The sequence below is a fragment of the Ralstonia sp. RRA genome, assembly GCF_037023145.1.
GTDB lineage: Bacteria > Pseudomonadota > Gammaproteobacteria > Burkholderiales > Burkholderiaceae > Ralstonia.
Map to the genome: position 1 here is coordinate 3,644,147 of NZ_CP146091.1, position 17,038 is coordinate 3,661,184.

At 60.2% G+C, this 17,038-nt stretch carries 14 protein-coding genes; 6 read left to right on the forward strand and 8 right to left on the reverse strand.

Annotated elements, in window-relative coordinates; genetic code table 11:
• Nucleotides 1-14: 14 nt before the first annotated feature.
• The 4 genes from V6657_RS17530 to V6657_RS17545 all read right to left on the reverse strand — a co-directional run bounded on the left by V6657_RS17530 (nt 15) and on the right by V6657_RS17545 (nt 3,633).
• On the reverse strand, nt 15-857 hold the full coding sequence (locus V6657_RS17530) for a 3-keto-5-aminohexanoate cleavage protein (protein ID WP_048935277.1): 843 nt from the start codon (nt 855-857) through the stop codon (nt 15-17).
• Nucleotides 854-2,209, reverse strand: coding sequence for an aspartate aminotransferase family protein (locus tag V6657_RS17535; RefSeq protein WP_048935203.1), 1,356 nt, complete (start codon nt 2,207-2,209; stop codon nt 854-856). The genes V6657_RS17530 and V6657_RS17535 overlap by 4 nt, the downstream gene beginning before the upstream one ends.
• A gap of 16 nt (nt 2,210-2,225) precedes the next feature.
• Nucleotides 2,226-3,146 (reverse strand): MurR/RpiR family transcriptional regulator, encoded by a 921-nt coding sequence (locus V6657_RS17540; RefSeq protein ID WP_048935202.1) that lies wholly within the window; start codon nt 3,144-3,146, stop codon nt 2,226-2,228.
• 181 nt (nt 3,147-3,327) lie between these two features.
• Complete coding sequence (locus tag V6657_RS17545; protein ID WP_048935201.1) at nt 3,328-3,633, reverse strand: hypothetical protein; 306 nt, start codon at nt 3,631-3,633, stop codon at nt 3,328-3,330.
• A 584-nt stretch (nt 3,634-4,217) separates the two neighbouring features.
• On the opposite strand from V6657_RS17545, the gene V6657_RS17550 reads away from it, so the two are divergent.
• Nucleotides 4,218-4,469 (forward strand): helix-turn-helix domain-containing protein, encoded by a 252-nt coding sequence (locus V6657_RS17550; RefSeq protein ID WP_082170281.1) that lies wholly within the window; start codon nt 4,218-4,220, stop codon nt 4,467-4,469.
• A gap of 91 nt (nt 4,470-4,560) precedes the next feature.
• Here the strand turns inward: V6657_RS17550 and V6657_RS17555 are convergent, their stop codons facing one another.
• Together V6657_RS17555 and V6657_RS17560 are read right to left on the reverse strand one after the other, a co-directional pair.
• Nucleotides 4,561-5,130 (reverse strand): recombinase family protein, encoded by a 570-nt coding sequence (locus V6657_RS17555; RefSeq protein ID WP_048935200.1) that lies wholly within the window; start codon nt 5,128-5,130, stop codon nt 4,561-4,563.
• 188 nt (nt 5,131-5,318) lie between these two features.
• On the reverse strand, nt 5,319-6,968 hold the full coding sequence (locus tag V6657_RS17560) for an SIR2 family protein (protein ID WP_248694767.1): 1,650 nt from the start codon (nt 6,966-6,968) through the stop codon (nt 5,319-5,321).
• A gap of 840 nt (nt 6,969-7,808) precedes the next feature.
• Here V6657_RS17560 and istA point away from each other — a divergent pair.
• The 5 genes from istA to V6657_RS17585 all read left to right on the forward strand — a co-directional run bounded on the left by istA (nt 7,809) and on the right by V6657_RS17585 (nt 15,019).
• Nucleotides 7,809-9,335 (forward strand): IS21 family transposase, encoded by a 1,527-nt coding sequence (istA, locus tag V6657_RS17565; protein WP_012760797.1) that lies wholly within the window; start codon nt 7,809-7,811, stop codon nt 9,333-9,335.
• Nucleotides 9,325-10,110 (forward strand): IS21-like element helper ATPase IstB, encoded by a 786-nt coding sequence (gene istB, locus V6657_RS17570; protein WP_004630242.1) that lies wholly within the window; start codon nt 9,325-9,327, stop codon nt 10,108-10,110. Before istA ends, istB begins: the two co-directional genes overlap by 11 nt.
• Nucleotides 10,111-10,271: 161 nt before the next feature.
• On the forward strand, nt 10,272-11,963 hold the full coding sequence (locus V6657_RS17575) for a VPA1262 family N-terminal domain-containing protein (RefSeq protein WP_048934330.1): 1,692 nt from the start codon (nt 10,272-10,274) through the stop codon (nt 11,961-11,963).
• On the forward strand, nt 11,960-13,375 hold the full coding sequence (locus tag V6657_RS17580; RefSeq protein ID WP_048934331.1) for a hypothetical protein: 1,416 nt from the start codon (nt 11,960-11,962) through the stop codon (nt 13,373-13,375). The genes V6657_RS17575 and V6657_RS17580 overlap by 4 nt, the downstream gene beginning before the upstream one ends.
• A gap of 852 nt (nt 13,376-14,227) precedes the next feature.
• Entirely contained in the window at nt 14,228-15,019 is a 792-nt protein-coding gene (locus tag V6657_RS17585; RefSeq protein ID WP_137884776.1) for a hypothetical protein, read from the forward strand.
• A 60-nt stretch (nt 15,020-15,079) separates the two neighbouring features.
• Here V6657_RS17585 and V6657_RS17590 read toward each other — a convergent pair whose 3' ends face one another.
• Both V6657_RS17590 and V6657_RS17595 read right to left on the reverse strand, forming a co-directional pair.
• Nucleotides 15,080-15,505, reverse strand: a complete 426-nt coding sequence (locus V6657_RS17590) for a hypothetical protein (RefSeq protein WP_048934333.1) — start codon at nt 15,503-15,505, stop codon at nt 15,080-15,082.
• Nucleotides 15,505-16,962 carry a site-specific integrase gene (locus V6657_RS17595; protein WP_048934334.1) on the reverse strand — a complete coding sequence of 486 codons (1,458 nt, stop codon included), beginning with the start codon at nt 16,960-16,962 and terminating at the stop codon, nt 15,505-15,507. Before V6657_RS17595 ends, V6657_RS17590 begins: the two co-directional genes overlap by 1 nt.
• Nucleotides 16,963-17,038: the final 76 nt, after the last annotated feature.

The window sequence follows — 17,038 nt, forward strand, 5'->3', positions numbered from 1 at the left end:
GAATGCGCAGAGCCCTAGCGGCCGAACCAGGCGCGCAGTTCTGCGGCGCTGGCCAGCGGGCGATGCAGTGCGTCGAGGTGGCCTCGCAGATGGGTGATGAGCGCCGCGTTGTCGGGCGCGGTGCTGCCATCGGGCAGCATCATGTTGTTCTCGAAGCCCAGGCGGGCATGGCCGCCGAGCAGGGCTGCCGCGAGCGCGCATTCGGCTTCACGCGGGCCGAACGCACACATCGCCCACGGCACGTTGGCTGTGACCTCGCCGCCGTCGGCCCAGGCTTGCAGGAACGGCAGCAGATCCGACGGGTCCGAGCGCTGCCCCGCCGAGTAGCGGCCGAGCACGAACAGCACCCAGTGCGGAGTCTCGGGCAACACGCCGCGCGCACGCAGGTCGCGGTAGCGCACCACGTCATCGGCGGAATACAGGATGTACTGGATGGCCGTGCGCGCCGCGGCAAGCTCGCCAAAGAAGCGCGCGGCTTCCGCTTCGTGCGCAGCATCGGGCGCCAGCTCGCGCAGCGCGGCGGAGATGGCCTCCGGCTGCAAGGCCCGCACCGATGCCATCTGTTGTTCCGGCGTGTAGATGCCGACCGCTTCCGTGGTGATCTGGAGGACCAGTGCATCGCCCACGGCCTGCTGCACGGCGGCGATGGCCGGGCGGTAATGGTCCGGCTCCAGGCTGTGCGTGCCATCGGGGCGGCGCACATGCAGATGCAGCATTGCGGCGCCGGCCTCGACGCACTGGCGCGCGCAGGCGGCCAGTTCGTCGGGCGTGATCGGCAGCGCGGGGTGATCGACGTGTGTCTTGCGTGCGCCATTGGGCGCAACGGCGATGGCGATGGGCTGGCTTGCTTGGTTCACCACACGGCCTCCGGTGCGTGGGCGGTGGCGGCATCCACGGCGTCGCCCAGGCGTTCGACGATGGCGTCGATGTCCTGCGCGGTGGCGATGAACGGCGGCGCGAGCAGGATGTGGTCACCGCGCTGGCCGTCGATCGTGCCGCCCATCGGATACACCATCAGGCCGCGCTGCATGGCTTCAGCCTTCACGCGTGCATGCGTCTTGTGCGCGGGCGGTAGCGGTGCCTTGGTGGCGCGGTCGGCAACAAGCTCGACACCAACGAACAACCCGCGGCCACGCACATCGCCCACGTGGGCGTGGTCGGCAAAGCGGGCACGCAGTGCGGTGCGCAGTTGCTCGCCGCGCGCCTGCACGTTGGCGAGCAGGTTCTCTTCGGCAATCACCTTCTGCACTTCCAGTGCAGCCGCGCATGCCGTGGCGTGGCCGATGTAGGTGTGACCATGCTGGAAGAAACCGCTGCCGCGCGTGATGGCGTCATAGATGCGGCGGCTCACCAGCGTCGCGCCGATTGGCTGATACCCGCCGCCCAGGCCCTTGGCAATGGCCACCATGTCGGGCACCACGCCATCTTCTTCGTAGGCAAAGAGAGTGCCCGTGCGGCCCATGCCGGACATCACCTCGTCCAGCAGCAACAGCACGCCGTGGCGGTCGCACACCGAGCGGATGCGGCGGAAGTAATCAGCCACCGGCGGCACCGCACCGGCCGTGGCACCGACCACCGTCTCGGCGACAAACGCGGCGACGTTTTCAGAACCCAGCTCGACAATCTTCGCGTCCAGTTCATCTGCCAGGCGCTGCACGTATTGCCCGTCGGTCTCGCCGTCGAGGCGCTCGCGGTAAGCGAAGCACGGCGAGACGTGATGCGCGGGCACCAGCAGCGGCAGGAAGGGCTCCCGGCGCCATGCGTTGCCGCCAATCGCCAGCGCACCGAGCGTGTTGCCGTGATAGCTCTGGCGACGCGCGATGAAGAGCTGGCGCTGCGGCTGGCCGATCTCGACGAAGTATTGGCGCGCGAGTTTCAGTGCGGCCTCGATGGCTTCCGAGCCACCGGAGACGAAGTACACGTGATCGAGATCGCCCGGTGCTGCGGCGGTCAGGCGTGCGGCGAGCTCCTCGGCCACATCCGTCGTGAAGAACGACGTGTGCGCATAGGCCAGCGCGCGCACCTGCTTGCAGATGGCCTCGACCACACGCGGATGCCCGTGGCCGAGGCAAGAGACGGCAGCACCGCCGCAGGCATCCAGATAGCGCTTGCCGTCGGAATCAATGAGGGTCATGCCTTCGCCGCCGATGGCGGTGGGCAGCGTCTTGCGCGGGTCGCGATGGAAGACGGCGGTGGTGGACGGTGTCATGGTCGGTCGGGGAGTGTCAGCGTTGGGTGGGGAGGACGGGCGCGGGATGGGCGATAGCCGCTTCACTGCGGCGGGCGCTGCGTACGTAGGCTTGTTGCTGCTTGAGTTGGGCGTCGCTGTCGGCCAGGTGGGCGAGCGCGGTGGGGCCGGCGCGGCGGAACCACGTCATCAGCAGCGCATCGAGCAGCGCCAGCGGCGCAGCCAGCGAATGGAAGAACGACGGGATCGCCACCGGCGCGACCAGCTGCTGCCATGCCAGCTCTGCGCCGGGCGCGATCGCGCTGTCGGTCACATAGACGAGGCGCGCGCCGCGCGCATGCGCGTACTGCATCGCCTCGATCACCTCGCGCGTGTATGGGTCGAACGTGACGGCGATGACGACATCGGCCTCCCCGCTAAAACGCAGCGGATCGGCCAGCGTGTTGCCCGCGCCGCTGCACAGCGTGACCTTGTCGTCGAACAGCTGTGCGGCATAACCAAACGCATGCGTGAGCGCGAGGCAGCTGCGCGCGCCGAGCAGATAGACGCGGCGTGCGGAACACAACGCGTCAGCGGCAGCTTCTAGCGCAACCAGATTGGTCGGAGAGAACGCCGATTGCACGTGCGCGCCGATGGCGGTGCCGATGCGCTCGGCATCGGACGCACCCGCCGCATCGGTACCCTGTAACGTGCTGGCCCGGCCGGCAAAGCCGTCCGCCTGCTGGCGCAGGTGATTCACGCAGATGTCGCGCAGCGCTGCAAAGTCTTCAAAACCCAGCGCCCGTGCAAGGCGCGAGAACGTAGCCGGCGGCAGGTCGCAGCGCCGCGCCAGATCGCGCATGGAAAGCAGCGCGATGTCGTGCTGGTGGGTTTCCAGCAGCATGGCGGCACGCTGCAACTGTGGCGACAGATCTGCTGCGCGGTCGCGCAACGTCTGCATGAGCCCTTCGAAAGTCATCGAGATCGCGATAATTGGTTCAACTGTTTCGTAAACTACTCAGTTGAAACAAATGAGTCAACATCGGGATCACGCCGAGGTGGCCCAGAAGCAAAACGGCCGCAACCAAGAAGGTGCGGCCGTCGCGGGCAAACAAAAACGGAGGCCGAAGCCTCCGTCTAGGGAGTGATGCGCGGGATACTCAGGCGGTCGGGGCGTCCAGCTGCTCCATGCGGAACTGGAAGAACCCGGCTGCGATGAGACCCAGCAGGCTCACGGCCATGAACGAGCAGGCCAGGGTCATGACCGCCGCCAGCGGGGTCACGCCGTTCACGATCGGCGTGTGCATCAGGGCCGACAAATTGCCGCCCACCCACATGGTCGCGATCAGCGCCATCAGGCACGTCAGCGCAGCGGCATTGCGCAACCACGTCAACCGCGTCTTGCGGCTGATGCCGTCGAAAGCGTGGAAATGGAAGTGGTGGTGACCGGTGCCAACGAGTGCCATGGAGAATCTCCTTGTGCTTGCCGCTTGATAGCGTTGAGTCACTATACCGAGACCTGCGACAGTTTGGCGCAGTTTGCCGCGCTAGGTATACCCTAAGCTGCGGCGCGTCAAGAGATTCTGGGACAATTTTTGTGTCTGCGACGTTCCGCCACAGATCGGCAGCTGGAGCGGCGCTCCGGCAACTGGAGGGTGTCAGGAAGACGTGGCCGGAAATGAAAAAAGACCTCGCGAAGAGGTCTTTTTTGTTGCTCCGCAGAATCGATACGCCTTGCGGAACGAAGAATTTTGGTGGCCTGGGGCGGAATCGAACCACCGACACGCGGATTTTCAATGGGCTCCAGCCCAATAATCGCCGCGCAGCCAAACGCAACAGTCCAATTTATCAAGCACTTAACCGCACGTGAGCGCAGTCAAGCGCAGCGGCTCGCTGTCAGCACTGGCAGAAAAACGTCAGAACCGGACAGCACGCGGAGTATGCCACAAATCTCTGGCTGGGCAGACAAAGTTTGCATCTGCGTGTCGCGTCAAATTATCCCCCCTCCGTTTTCTTATACTCAATCCCACAACACATTCGTCAATGCAACATGGCTCGAGTCCCTGCGGTACATGCAGCCTCCGATACCCCTTTCCCAAACGCCCAGGTGGTAGCCCTGCTCACCAAGGCAGACCTGTGCGAGCGCCTGAATATTTCGCCCCGTACGTTGGAGAACATGGTTAACGCCGGTACTTTTCCGCCATCCGTACGGGTGGGCAAGTACGTCTACTGGAGTGAAATCGCCGTCAATACTTGGCAGCGCCGGATGTTTTCGGCTCAAGAGGCTTGGACGCTGCAATAGTGAATCGCTGGTCAACGCCCCCACCTGCGAGCCCCATGTACCGCTTCAACAAAGAGGTTCAGGGGGTCAGCAGGCCATCGGGTTGCTGGCGCTACAGTATCGACCTGTGGCTCGCAGCCTGCAGGCTGTACAGCGTAGACCGGGACACACCGAAGTGGCGACCGATTTCAGCAACAGACATTTCTCGGTCCTTCATCATCGCCAAAGCAGCTCGCTGCTGTTTGACGTCAAGGAGCTGTGGGCGTCCACCTTTGCGGCCCCGCGCTCGCGCTGCCGCCAAGCCCGCCATGGTTCGCTCCCTGATAACTTCACGTTCGAACTCGGCCAGCGCTGCAAACATATGAAATCCAAGTTTGCCGGAAGGGCTCCCAGTATCGATAGATTCCTTCAGGGACTTGAACTTGATGCCGCGCTTTTCCAGGTCGTTGACTATGCGGACGAGGTCCTGCAAGTTGCGCCCCAACCGGTCTAGTCGCCACACGACCAACGTGTCGCCTTCTCGCAGCGCTTTCAGGCACTGGGCGAGTTCTGGTCTTTCGGCCGTTTTGCCGCTCGCCTTGTCTTCATAGGTGTTGGTCGCCCCGGCCTGTTTCAGCGCGTCTAGCTGAAGGTCGAGTGATTGTTCGCAGGTGCTGACCCGCGCGTATCCAATTACAGCCATGCTTACCCCTTTTCCAGATGTTGATTTCTGGAAGAAATGTTGAACATCTGAAAGGGTATAGCTCGGCGTGGCGGTAATGATTTCGTGTACGTCCAGGAAGCAATCGTTTTTTGAATGACCGGAGAACCCCTTTGCACTTTATCGCGGTGCTTGACCCTCCATGGGGCAAATGACGAGCAGCGTAGTTGTCACTCCCAACCGTATGTCGCGCGGTCGTAAAGGCACGCCAACTTCCGGAATGCCGTGGCGTATGCTCCCGTTGCGAATCGGTCAGAGTGGTTCGTAAGAAAATCTTGAATCTTTGGATAGTCTTCCTTGGACCACTGAGCGAAAGGCAGGTACTGAGCAACAATCTCAGGGGTCAGCCTTTCTATCATTTCAGCAACAGTGAGGTCCCGGTAGTTGCGTCTGTAGCCTTTGGCCAGGGCTCTCGTTTGAAAGTCGAGTGGCGTCAGATTGACGTACTTGTCTGCTTCAAAACCTGAGGCGTCGTACTCTGCCTGACTATTGATTCCCGCAGCGCGTAGCAAGAAGAAGATGGGCAGGAACTTCAGACTCTTTGATAGTCTCGGTAACGTCTCCTGCAACACCCTACTGGCTTCGTATCCCTTATCTCTGTGCACCAGGTCATGATAGATGTCCGCTGTCGTGATGGCCGTATACCCGACGTCACCAAGTTGGGTCCGTTCTTGCTCTTGTAGTTCCGCCGCTACACCTACACCGACAACGAATTCAATGTCATCCTTTCCTTCCACGCTATCCACGTCGACTACAACCAGTTTTCCCTGTGGGTCGGTTGTTTTGACTAGCTCATAGAGTTGCTCCTTGCAATATCGGAGAACTCGCGCTGGAATCTTTCGCTTAGTTGCCTCGATGGCCTCGTAGACGCCAACGAATGATGTCGCCTGTATCAACGTAATCGGTATTTGCACATGCTCCAGGGCGATGACTGTCTGCGATATTGAATCAGTTCCATCCTTCGAGCGTTGAACAAAAATGAGATTGTTATTTAGCTGTTGCAGCTTATCTTGCCCAATGCAGGCACATATTGCGCGGAGCAAGCCTATGATGTTCTCGTCATTGAGTGAATACCCCATGAAAATTACTGGGTGCTCGACGAAGATGGTAATTAGCTTGGCGGCAAGATAAGCGTTGCGCTCGTTGAAATCCTTGTAATCATGCTGCGTCAGTACAAGGCTGCGAGGTGTATTAACGCAACCATGGATTTTGTAAATTTCGCCAATGGATTGCGGATTCGAAAATAACAACTCGTCCTGTCCGACGTAGACTCTGTAATCCGGGAAAAGAGATTGTAGAAAAGTATCCCAGTTGGTGGTTATGATTCCATCGACATTCAGGCGGCTGAGCGCTGCAACTTCGTCGGCGTATTGCCCTTTCGCATGGTCAGAAAATTTGACGCTTTTTAAGTAGTCGCAGATTTCTACTCGCAATGGGCCTGTGCGCTCTGCGATTTTTGTATGGTGCTTCTCCCTGCTCTGCGCGTAGTCATGGTGGCTCCACCATGCCTCATGGAAATCTTCGGCCATTAGTCCTGCTACCAGCGGGAGACTACCGTTGGCGGATGAGAGGTAGTACTCGTACGGCTTGATGTGTTGACAAAATCTACGCAGGAGCCCGCTCCAATCCTCAAGGCCCAAATACCTCCTGGACAGTCCGGAGCCGGCAAAAAGGAAGGGGCCAGAGCCGTGGGTCTTCAGCAGGTCAGCGAGCGAATCGGCGATGGTCATAAATATCGTTGACAGGGGTTGGCGGTTGAGCGAAGCACCTGAAGCATTTTGGCAGAAGTCGATGCCGGCAAGGCGGGATGGTTTTTCCATACGTTGCCGCTTCCGCGTGCCAATACCTTTTTTTGCTCTGTTTCTACAGGGTGTCGCGGTAGTTGGGGGTAACGCATGTTTATACTGAATGCAGTCATGTGACTGCGAACTCAGTACCGTGACTCATGCAGCAGCTTCTCTTTCCAAAGGCGCTCGCCATCCACATTGGGCTGGCCGAGCAAACTATCTACAACCGCCACTCCACTGGCGGAGACCTTCCCAGGGCCATCAAGCTGGGCCATCTGCTTCGATTTCGTCCTGCGGACGTTGAGTCTTGGTTGAATACGAAGGGCCAGTCCAGCGCAGTGGAGACCCCGCTGTCGACCCCTGGCCAGCCCTCATCTGGCGGACAACCGTCTGTGGCCGACCAGGTCGCGACCGAACGCCACCAGTAAGCCCAGACCACGCGCACCCAATGTAAAAGGCCCCGGCGGGAACCGGGGCAGGTGCGCCCATGGCGCGTCTTTACTCGCTGTCAAATGAGTATAGGCGCGGAAGTAGCCCATCCCGCCGCTCAGCTCGCGGAGGACAGACATTTCTTGTAGCACCCAGGACACAGCTATTCAGCTGACGCGGCACGCCAACGAAGTGTGCCCATGTTGCCTCAAGCATCAACGGTCGTTGCCCGACCGAGTACCACACCGGCATCGACCGCCCGGTTCGCTGAACTTGTCAAAAAGATTGGAACAAGTGCAACAGACTTATCCCGGAAACGAAAAAACGCTGGACGAAGGAGTGTTGATTTGCACGGAATCCTGACCCACCCGAGGTAGGTTTTTGCATCGAATGTTGACCCACGTATAGAACACTGTCCCGCTCGGCAACGAGCGGGAGATCGGAGTGATCGACGTGGCCATACTGAGCATCATTCGACGCTGGCATCTTCGCGACCAGATCCCGCTGCGCGAGATCGCCAGACGCCTGGGCATCTCCAGGAACACGGTCAGGCGCTATCTGCGCGCTGACACCACGGCACCGGCCTATCCTGCACGGCAGAGTCCGAGCAAGCTCGACGGCCATGCCGCCAAGCTCTCCGCTTGGCTCAAGACCGAGGCCAACAAGCCACGCAAGCAACGGCGCACACTCAAGCAGATCCACACTGATCTGTGTGCCTTGGGCTTCACCGGCTCCTACGATCGCGTTGCCGCATTCGCTCGCCGCTGGCGCCAGGAGCAACAGGAGCAAGCCCGCACGTCGGGGCGAGGCACCTTTATCCCACTGCGCTTCGCAGAGGGTGAGGCCTTCCAGTTCGACTGGAGCGAGGACTGGGCGGTCATCGCCGGCGAGCGCACCAAGCTGCAAGTGGCTCAGTTCAAGCTCAGCCACAGCCGCGCATTCTTCCTGCGCGCGTATCTGCTGCAGACCCACGAGATGCTGTTCGATGCCCATCACCACGCCTTTGTGGCCTGGGGCGGTATCCCGCGTCGCGGCATCTACGACAACATGAAGACCGCCGTGGATCGCGTGCGCCTGGGCAAGTTGCGTGACGTCAACTTGCGCTTCAGCACCATGGTCAGCCACTACCTGTTCGACGCCGAGTTCTGTAACCCGGCCTCGGGCTGGGAGAAGGGGCAGATAGAGAAGAACGTGCAGGACAGCCGTCACCGCATCTGGCAACGCATCCCTGCATTCGGCTCTCTGGCGGCACTTAATGACTGGCTGGCCGACCAGTGCGTACGGCTGTGGCAGCAGACCCGCCATCCTGAGCTGGACATGACCCTCTGGGAGGCCTGGTCGCTGGAGCGGCCACACCTGATGCCCGTGGGGCAGCCGTTCGATGGCTTTGTGGAGCACACCAAGCGCGTCTCACCAACCTGCCTGGTGACCTTCGAGCGCAACCGCTACAGCGTACCGGCGTCGTTTGCCAACCGGCCCATCAGTCTGCGCGTCTATGCCAATCGGCTCGTGTTCGTGGCCGAAGGCCAGGTGATTGCCGAGCACGTGCGGCACATCGACCGTAGCCATCTTCCGGGGCGCACAATCTATGACTGGCACCACTACCTCGCGGTGCTGCAGCGTAAGCCCGGTGCGCTGCGTAACGGCGCACCGTTCGCCGAACTGCCAGAGGGCTTCCGACGCCTGCAATCCACACTGCTCAAACGCCCTGGTGGCGATCGCGAGATGGTCGAGATCCTGGCGCTGGTGCTGTTGCACGACGAACAGGCCGTGCTCACTGCGGTGGAGCTCGCACTGGAGGCGGGTGCCCCGTCCAAGCAAACCATCCTGAACATCCTCAGCCGCCTCCTGGAAGGCGAGCCCGTGGCACCGATCACCTCACCACAGGCACTGGCGCTGCACGTCGAACCGCAGGCCAACGTCGGCCGCTACGACAGCTTGCGAGATCGGGAGGTGCATCATGCAGCATGAAGTCATGTTGGAGATGCTCAAGTCGTTGAAGCTGCACGGCATGGCACAAGCGCTGGGCGACCTGGCGGCGCAGGACTCGCCGGCCTACCAGTCGGCCGTGGCCATCCTGTCGCGTCTGCTCAAGGCCGAGCTCACCGAGCGCGAGGTGCGCTCGCTGGCCTATCAGATGAAGGTGGCGCGCTTCCCAGCCTACCGAGACCTGACCGGCTTCGACTTCAGTTGCAGCGAGGCCAACGAAGCACTGGTGCGGCAGCTTCACCGCTGCGAGTTCCTCGAGTCGGCGCACAACATCGTGCTGGTCGGCGGCCCAGGTACGGGCAAGACCCATCTCGGCACCGCCATCGGCGTGCAGGCCGTGGAGCACCATCACCGTCGAGTGCGCTTCTTCTCGACCGTGGAGCTCGTCAACGCGTTGGAACTGGAGAAGGTCTCAGGCAAGCCGGGACACCTGGCCACGCGACTCATGTATGCCGACCTGGTGATCCTCGATGAGCTGGGCTATCTGCCGTTCAGCCAGACCGGCGGCGCATTGCTGTTCCACCTGATCAGCAAGCTCTACGAGCGCACCAGCCTCGTCATCACCACCAACCTGAGCTTCGGCGAATGGTCCAGCGTCTTCGGGGACGCCAAGATGACCACCGCGCTATTGGATCGCCTCACGCACCACTGCCACATTGTTGAAACCGGCAACGATAGCTATCGTTTCAAGCACAGCACCACCCAGCCCAAGAAGGAGAAACGCACCGCCAAACAACCCGCACAAAGCGACACCTAACAGCCTTTGGGGTGGGTCAGTTTTCGATGCAAATCCTGGGTCAGGATTCGGTGCAAATCAACAAGCTAACTTCGCCATGCTTGGAGGAGGCTATCCCATCAACTGTGTGCGGCTGACGCGGGCACCATGATGAATCCGAAGACAACCCACAGAGAGTGTTAATGACTTGGGGATTCAACGACCAAATAGTTCATTTGGAAAAGCTACTGACTCCAGGATTGATTGGGACCTACGGTAGCTTTGAAATTACAGAGATTTTCGGATTCGAGAGGGACGGTCCACCAACAAATATTTTGACCTTGCTCGTAGCGGAACCGGAAGAGCCACCGTCGGTGAACTCACCTGGCCCAGGCTTCCTCAACGACAAGCCAATCCCGCTAACGTCAACCAAATGGAAACTTGGTATTGCGCGGTCTCGTATTGCGCCTAGCCAGCTCGTTGATGCGCTTAGACGCCTGGGGGAAACAGCCGAGTGGAAGATTGGAGCGTCCGCGCTGAAAGTAGGGAGGCTCACTGCAATCCCTCCCCAGTTCGTTCCATCCGATACCTTCCAAACACACGCTTGGAATGGCGTGCTCAAAAATAACTTCTTCGATGGTTCGCATGTTCTCGAGCTGTTCGACAGAGAAAAGCTGGCGCTCCAATTCCTTTTCGATAGGCCAAAGTTACTTACCGAACTTGCGAAGCTGATTCGCCCCTATGCTCCGGTTGGTCTTGACGGCCTGTCTGACCGTCTTGGTAACGTGCTCATCCAATTGCCTGTCACAGCGACCGTCACGAAATTCGGGCGAAATCAAGCCGATGGCTTTGCATTGGAGCCTCTCTGGCACCCTGCTGTGCCCCCTCGTCCGCTGCGGGTATCGTGGGAAGTCTATGAAGACGCGACCATAGAGGACTTCACCTCTGCGGCGGTGGGCATTCAGTCCACATCACAAACAGCGAAATTCCCCCTACATTCAAAGCGTATGGGAGCGCGCTATGTCATATGGGATGACATCAACCGCTTGATTGTTGGGGCATCGGCACAGACGGCATTCCTAGGCGGCGACATAAGTGTGACCAGCCGAGTGCTTATCCCGGCGACTCGTGAGTTTCTCGAGCCCACCACATCCGCTGAACAATGCCAGCCAACCAAGCAGGCAGTCGTCATCGAACCAGCCCCCGACAATCCCGACCGCCCGCACCCCAATCCGCGGGAGCCTTGGCGTTCGGCCAGGGTGTTCAGAGAGAGCCTGCACGCGCTGCAGAGTCGCAAAGAATTTGTTCAATATGGAGGGCCTTCCGGCGCTGGCAGAGCGGAGGCGCTAGCGGACATCCGTTGGCTGCTACGCCAACACGGCACCAACGGAGCGTGGCTTTGGGACCCTTTCCTCAGTGCGGACGACGTGCTGCATACCCTGTTCTTCTGCCCATGGCGCGACGCGGATTTGCGAGCGCTGAGTTCCGCGTCTACGCCCCCACGGGAACGCGCTCAGATAGGAAATGAATCTGATTGCGCGGGAACAACCACCAGGGGCGCCCTCATTCCATCCGCTCAGGCACCTGCTTCCCCCTCGTGGAAGGAAGAACAAGTCAGCCTAATTGAGCAGTCCAAAGGAAACGGCGAAGGACTGAAGCTTGAGTTCCGTGTTCGAATAGGGAGTGCAGGCTGGTCGTTCCATGACCGTTTCTTGATTTTTCCTAGAGCATCAGCAGGAGCAGTAGCCTGGTCACTGGGGACGTCTGTTAATAGCCTTGGCCGCCAGCATCATATTTTGCAGCAGGTTTCGGACGGTGAACTGATTCGACAAGCCTTCTTGGAGCTATGGGACGCACTAGGCAGCCCCGAACACCTCGTATGGAAAACTCCATGAGCGAAAATTTGATGAAAGCCGTTCGCCGGGTATTCGAGTCTGCATGCAGTGACGGGTCATCAGTACGCCCAGCGGCACTCGAGCAGTTTGTCGCGACGTTGACTGACTGCCCTGCCGAGGCGCCACGAGCGGAATTCGAGAACCTTGCGACTGCCGTATGGGCCGAATTCTCTCCTTTGCATCAACCCCTGACATTGGGACGAGCACTCGAAGCGGCCTCTCTCGAGAAGTGGGAGAGTGCGGTCCGTGCCGTAATCAGTGATTTGCGCGCATGGGAGCCAAACCATGGGCTTGCATCGCTTGCAGCGCTTCTTGCGACCATCAACGCCCTGGATTCATGCTCAACTGGGCTCGAAGCTATTGCAATTCAGTTGAAGCGTGACACCCTCTCCGAAGGCTTGCAGACCTTGCTGAGCAATGCGGAAATCGGTCCGTGGGGAGGTGACAAGGGTCGTTATCCCTATGCTTCCGGCGACTTTAAGCTCTCATCGGTCGACGACAACTACGACGAACTTCATCGTGCTTCCGCACATTTGATGACGGCAGCAGGCGGAGAAGTTTGGGCTGCAATCGTATTGCTGTGGCGCCTGGATAGCCGCCGACTCGCCAAAGTCGTAAATGATAGAGATGACGTTTACTTTTCACTGCAGGTGCGCCTGGTGCTTAAAGATGACGCGCCTAAGCTGGCTCTCGAAGTGCCGCTTGTTTCCTTCAAGTTTCTGGCTGTCGACCAACTTGAAGAGGCTCACCGATGCAACCGCGAAGGCGGTAACTGGTCCGGTCTGCTCGAACAGATTCTTATTCAAGTCGCGCCAACCTCTGCGTGGAAAGGCTGGATGCATGCCCTGGTTCGGTCTCCTGACGAGCAGTCTTTGATGGCATCAGCACTGCCGGGCGTGCTAGCGCAAGTTGGCGAGACCAACTGGGAAATGTTTGTTGAGACTCTGTACCTCAGCTACTCCAAGCGCAGTGCGGCAGCCGTAGCCTCCATCTTGTCAAAGTTCGCGCAGTTGGTTGGGCAGGAAGAGGCAAAAAGGATGTGGGCCATCTGCTTCCATCGGTGGGCTGATTGGGATTATGGCCGGCGGGAAGCACAGTTTAGCTTGTTCGCTCCAGCAGCCTGCGCCCTTGACTACCCGGTAGCGATGCACTTCTCACAACTCCTCCCCAATGAGCTTGACGATGAGGAGGCCGTTCTAACGCGCTCAGTCGAGAGAGTTGAGCAACAATGGTTCAGCACCGCGACGGAACTCGTCTCCGAAAGAAACAGACTTCTGTCTCGACTTCGCCTCATTAAGCACGGCCGCGCGCTGGCGGCTGGGACTGCGGACCTTCTACCGCCAGCCATTCTGCCCCCAGAAGACGCATACGCTCGCGTCCGATACTGGTACCACGACGTTCAGTTCAACTGAGGCCGTGGGCCTCTCGGTGCCGGTCGCGGTGCAGGTGGGCATCAACACATTGGGAGATGTCTGGAAAGCACTTTGCCGGAGCGTTAAGAGGGGGCCGTCCAGGCCACCCATGACCGTCCATTTGGACGGTCGCACCCGAAGGGCGACGGAGGCCTCTCGGCCGAAGTCGCAGGCCGGCGCCCACGCCGGCCTGTGCACTTCAGGGGGAGCCGCGGACAGGGCACACCGCTAGGTGTGAGGTGCCCCAGCACCGACCTGTTCGTGGGGGAACGACAGTTCCCCGGCCCCGACCGCGGTCGGGCAAATGGCCTTCGAAGGACGCATTGATGGAGGGTCGCTCGAACGAAGTGAGAGCGCAATAGAAGGCCATTTGCCCGAGCGCGCGAGGGGCCGCAGGGAGACGGCCCACTAGGGCCGAGTACCGGGTAGGGCGTCCAGCCCGTGAAGCCCGGTACGTTCTCCCGCAAGGTCGGCAACGCCGGCCGCGCAGCGCCGTAGGCGCGAAGACGCGTAGCAAAACCGGACAGTTTTCAGAACGCAGACTTGTTGTCGGCAGTGTGCGGGCATGGTCGGTCGGAGCCAGCCAGAGAGCAAGTTGGCATGCGCGCAAGGTCGGACAGCTGACCGCGGCTACCAGGAATCGATGTTCCCACGCAAGGAATAAGTGAAGGCACATGGGCCAGCGGTAACGTCGGTGAGCGATGCAACCCTATCAGCGGGTAGCAGCAAAATCAGCCGCGGGCGCAAGCCCTTCTCATGTTTGTAGCAAAGTCGGGCAGCCGTACGAAGGTGCCAAAGTCGCATGACCATTTTTGGAGCTATACGAAGGAACATGAGACCTTCGGGGATTCAATGGACAAGCGACAACAAGGACGACACTACCGACGTGACGCGCTGCTCGCGCTCGCGCGGCTGGGTTACGCAACAACGAGGCAACTCGCCAAGTACCTTCACGGTAGTTGCACCGAGAGTGCGGTGAAGATGACCGGCAGGACGCTTCGCTGGCTTCGTGACGCAGGATTTGTTGTTACCAAGCGAGATGGCGGCAGCGTTACTGGCGAGTTGCTCGTTGCGGTGAACGCCAAGGGTGCGGCATGGCTGTCCGAACTGGGCGAACCGCTTCCTGGTGAAAAGACCCACGCACGGCACTGGCTCCGGCATGCGCACAGTCACCGGACGGTATGCAATAGCGTGTTCGTTGCGCTGACGGTTCAGTCGCCAGAGTTGGCGCCCTGGTCGGAACTGGAGGTGCGCGCCAAGATAGCGCCCTTGCATTCCATCCCCTACCACTTCGAAGACCAGGAAGTGTGTAAGGTCCCGGACCTTCTGGTGGAGGCGCCCGATGGCCTCGAATGGGTTGAGGTCGAAAATTCATGGCGCCGGGAACGCGACCTGGACAAGATGATTGCCAGCATGCGGGCCATGTTCCGACAACCGACTGGCGCCCTGACGCGCGTGCACTTCATTGTGACCACACCGAGTGCAAAGACTATTGGGCAACGTCTTCGTCGGAAGCTGACGCATGCTCACGATTCAGGCTACTCACGGCAGATTCGCGAGCTGGACGCTCGCATTCTGGCTCAGCACGTCATCGTCTCGACGCTCGACCATGACCGGCTCGAACTCACGAGGGTCGCGTTCTGAATTTGCCAGCCACTACAGCAATTGAATCGGGCGCCATACCTATCGCCGGGTCGTCCCTGTCTACCTAACAGCGGCGAGCGCAGCACCTCGGTCGTCGTTTTCCTCCGGAGCGGCGCAGCGACTTTTTGTCAGTATCAAAACGTCTGAAAACACCTCGACGAAGCCTTGACGCAAGAGGGATTCACGCAGCGGTCCATAGGCGTCGGCAATGATAAGCGCCTGGTCTGCCAGCAATGCGCACAATGCAACATAGCCTGAGAACCAGCCGCGACGGCGATAGCGCACCGGCACATACACATCGCTAATTGCCACCACCCCGTTGAACTCACCGACATCCGGTACCGGCAAATACGGCGCGTATTCGATTGCGACATGAAAGCCGCGGGCGCTCAGTCGAGTCTCGTGGCCTACCCCTTGCGCCCGAGCCGACTGAACGAACTCGACCGTTTGCAATTCGACGGATGGAATCTGAAGTTTTCTCGGCATCAGGCAGCCCTCCGCCGAAAATCGACCGTGACGATATTGCCCCGACGCATCAAGCCGGAAGCCGGCGGTGCGCTGGATGCCATTGCGGCTGTTCCAGCTTCGCAGTCGTCCGCGTCGCGGACCGACTGCTTCACCTGGGCATCCAGGATGGGCAAATGTGCCGGGTTCCCCTCGGGTACCGATGCGGTTTGCTGTTTTGCCCCATAGACGGCATCCAACGCTTCCGTGACGCTCCTCTGATACCCCGCCGCCACATAACGGGTATCCAACGCCTCGTTGTGCATCATCGTGGCGACCTCGGTCGCCTTCAAGTTGACGTACCGCATGACCATTTGAACGGTCTTGTGGCCCGTGATGAGCATCAGGGCCGGCACGTTGCCGTTGAACTGCAATGCGAAACGCGTCGCCGAGGTATGGCGCAAGTCGTGCATTCCGACGTTTGCCACGCCAGCCTGCTCGCGCGCAATCGCCCAAGCTTTCTTGACTGCCTCATAGGTCGTGGGAAAAACCTGGTCGTCTGGCGCGGGTGGCGTGGGTGCGTGATTTTTCAGTTGCTCAAGAATATGTAGAGCGCCCGGACCCAGGGGGACCTTCCGTGCCCCGCCCTTACCGTCGGGAAGTTCAAGCACGCGCTGTTGCCAATTCACGTGACGCCAATGCAACAGCATCAAGGGCTCGCATGAGCGCATGGCGGTCTCGAGCATCAGGCAGGCGAGCGGTGCGACATGGGGGTTGGGATATTTCGCCAGTTCGACCGACAGGCGTTGCCATTCCTCGTTTGTGACGACTCTGTCACGGCCGGCATCCATCGCTGGCATGTCCAGTCCGGCACCCGCGGGATTGCCGCCGGCATGCCGCCATTTCCAGACCGCGCTGGCGTGCTTGAAGAGCCGGCGCAACTCACTGCGCTCGAGATGGATGGTGGCCGCCTTTTTCCCTTCCGCTCGCAGCGCATTGATGAGCGGCTGGATGTGATGTGCCGTCACCTCGGCCATCATCATGCTCGCCAGGTGCTTGCGTACCCGTTCGCTCTCTCCGCTGGCTTGGCTCTGGTTCTTTCGGTGTTCAGCCAGCGATGCGGGAATGGTACGGCCGGGCTCCTTGTGCAAGGCCACCTGCCAGTAGACACGCTTGCCATCCTTCATCAGGTCGGCACGTGTCAATTGGACAACTGGCAGCCCCAGAGCGCGGAGATAGCTGTTGATGCGATTGGCATCCTGCCGCGCGCCCTTAAGAAAAGGCAGGCGCTCGCAGGCGTAATTTGAAAAGGCGGCGCCCAGGCTGGTGCGATATGGACCCAGGCCGGACGGTGCTGGGCCGCCGGTCAGTTCAACCTTGCGCTCTTCCATGTCGCGCTTGGCGCTGGCCTCGGTGTCGAAGCCGGAACGGTAGAGGTCCTGGCCTGCGACGCGCAGCCGGTAGGCCCAGCCGGCGCCTTCCTGGAACGGCTTAGCCATGGTGTCCTCCATCGAGGACGGCGGCAGACCGGCGGATGCCGGAGGTGGGTGTCAGCTGATTCATTGCAACTCCGTA

What these genes read in the sequence shown, in the direction of transcription:
- V6657_RS17580 (WP_048934331.1), top strand. Translation starts at nt 11,960, where the DNA reads ATGAGCGAAAATTTGATGAAAGCCGTTCGCCGGGTATTCGAGTCTGCA.
- V6657_RS17550 (WP_082170281.1), top strand. Translation starts at nt 4,218, where the DNA reads ATGGCTCGAGTCCCTGCGGTACATGCAGCCTCCGATACCCCTTTCCCA.
- V6657_RS17540 (WP_048935202.1), bottom strand. Translation starts at nt 3,146, where the DNA reads ATGACTTTCGAAGGGCTCATGCAGACGTTGCGCGACCGCGCAGCAGAT.
- V6657_RS17545 (WP_048935201.1), bottom strand. Translation starts at nt 3,633, where the DNA reads ATGGCACTCGTTGGCACCGGTCACCACCACTTCCATTTCCACGCTTTC.
- V6657_RS17595 (WP_048934334.1), bottom strand. Translation starts at nt 16,962, where the DNA reads ATGGCTAAGCCGTTCCAGGAAGGCGCCGGCTGGGCCTACCGGCTGCGC.
- V6657_RS17555 (WP_048935200.1), bottom strand. Translation starts at nt 5,130, where the DNA reads ATGGCTGTAATTGGATACGCGCGGGTCAGCACCTGCGAACAATCACTC.
- V6657_RS17575 (WP_048934330.1), top strand. Translation starts at nt 10,272, where the DNA reads ATGACTTGGGGATTCAACGACCAAATAGTTCATTTGGAAAAGCTACTG.
- V6657_RS17585 (WP_137884776.1), top strand. Translation starts at nt 14,228, where the DNA reads ATGGACAAGCGACAACAAGGACGACACTACCGACGTGACGCGCTGCTC.
- V6657_RS17535 (WP_048935203.1), bottom strand. Translation starts at nt 2,209, where the DNA reads ATGACACCGTCCACCACCGCCGTCTTCCATCGCGACCCGCGCAAGACG.
- V6657_RS17590 (WP_048934333.1), bottom strand. Translation starts at nt 15,505, where the DNA reads ATGCCGAGAAAACTTCAGATTCCATCCGTCGAATTGCAAACGGTCGAG.
- istB (WP_004630242.1), top strand. Translation starts at nt 9,325, where the DNA reads ATGCAGCATGAAGTCATGTTGGAGATGCTCAAGTCGTTGAAGCTGCAC.
- V6657_RS17560 (WP_248694767.1), bottom strand. Translation starts at nt 6,968, where the DNA reads ATGGAAAAACCATCCCGCCTTGCCGGCATCGACTTCTGCCAAAATGCT.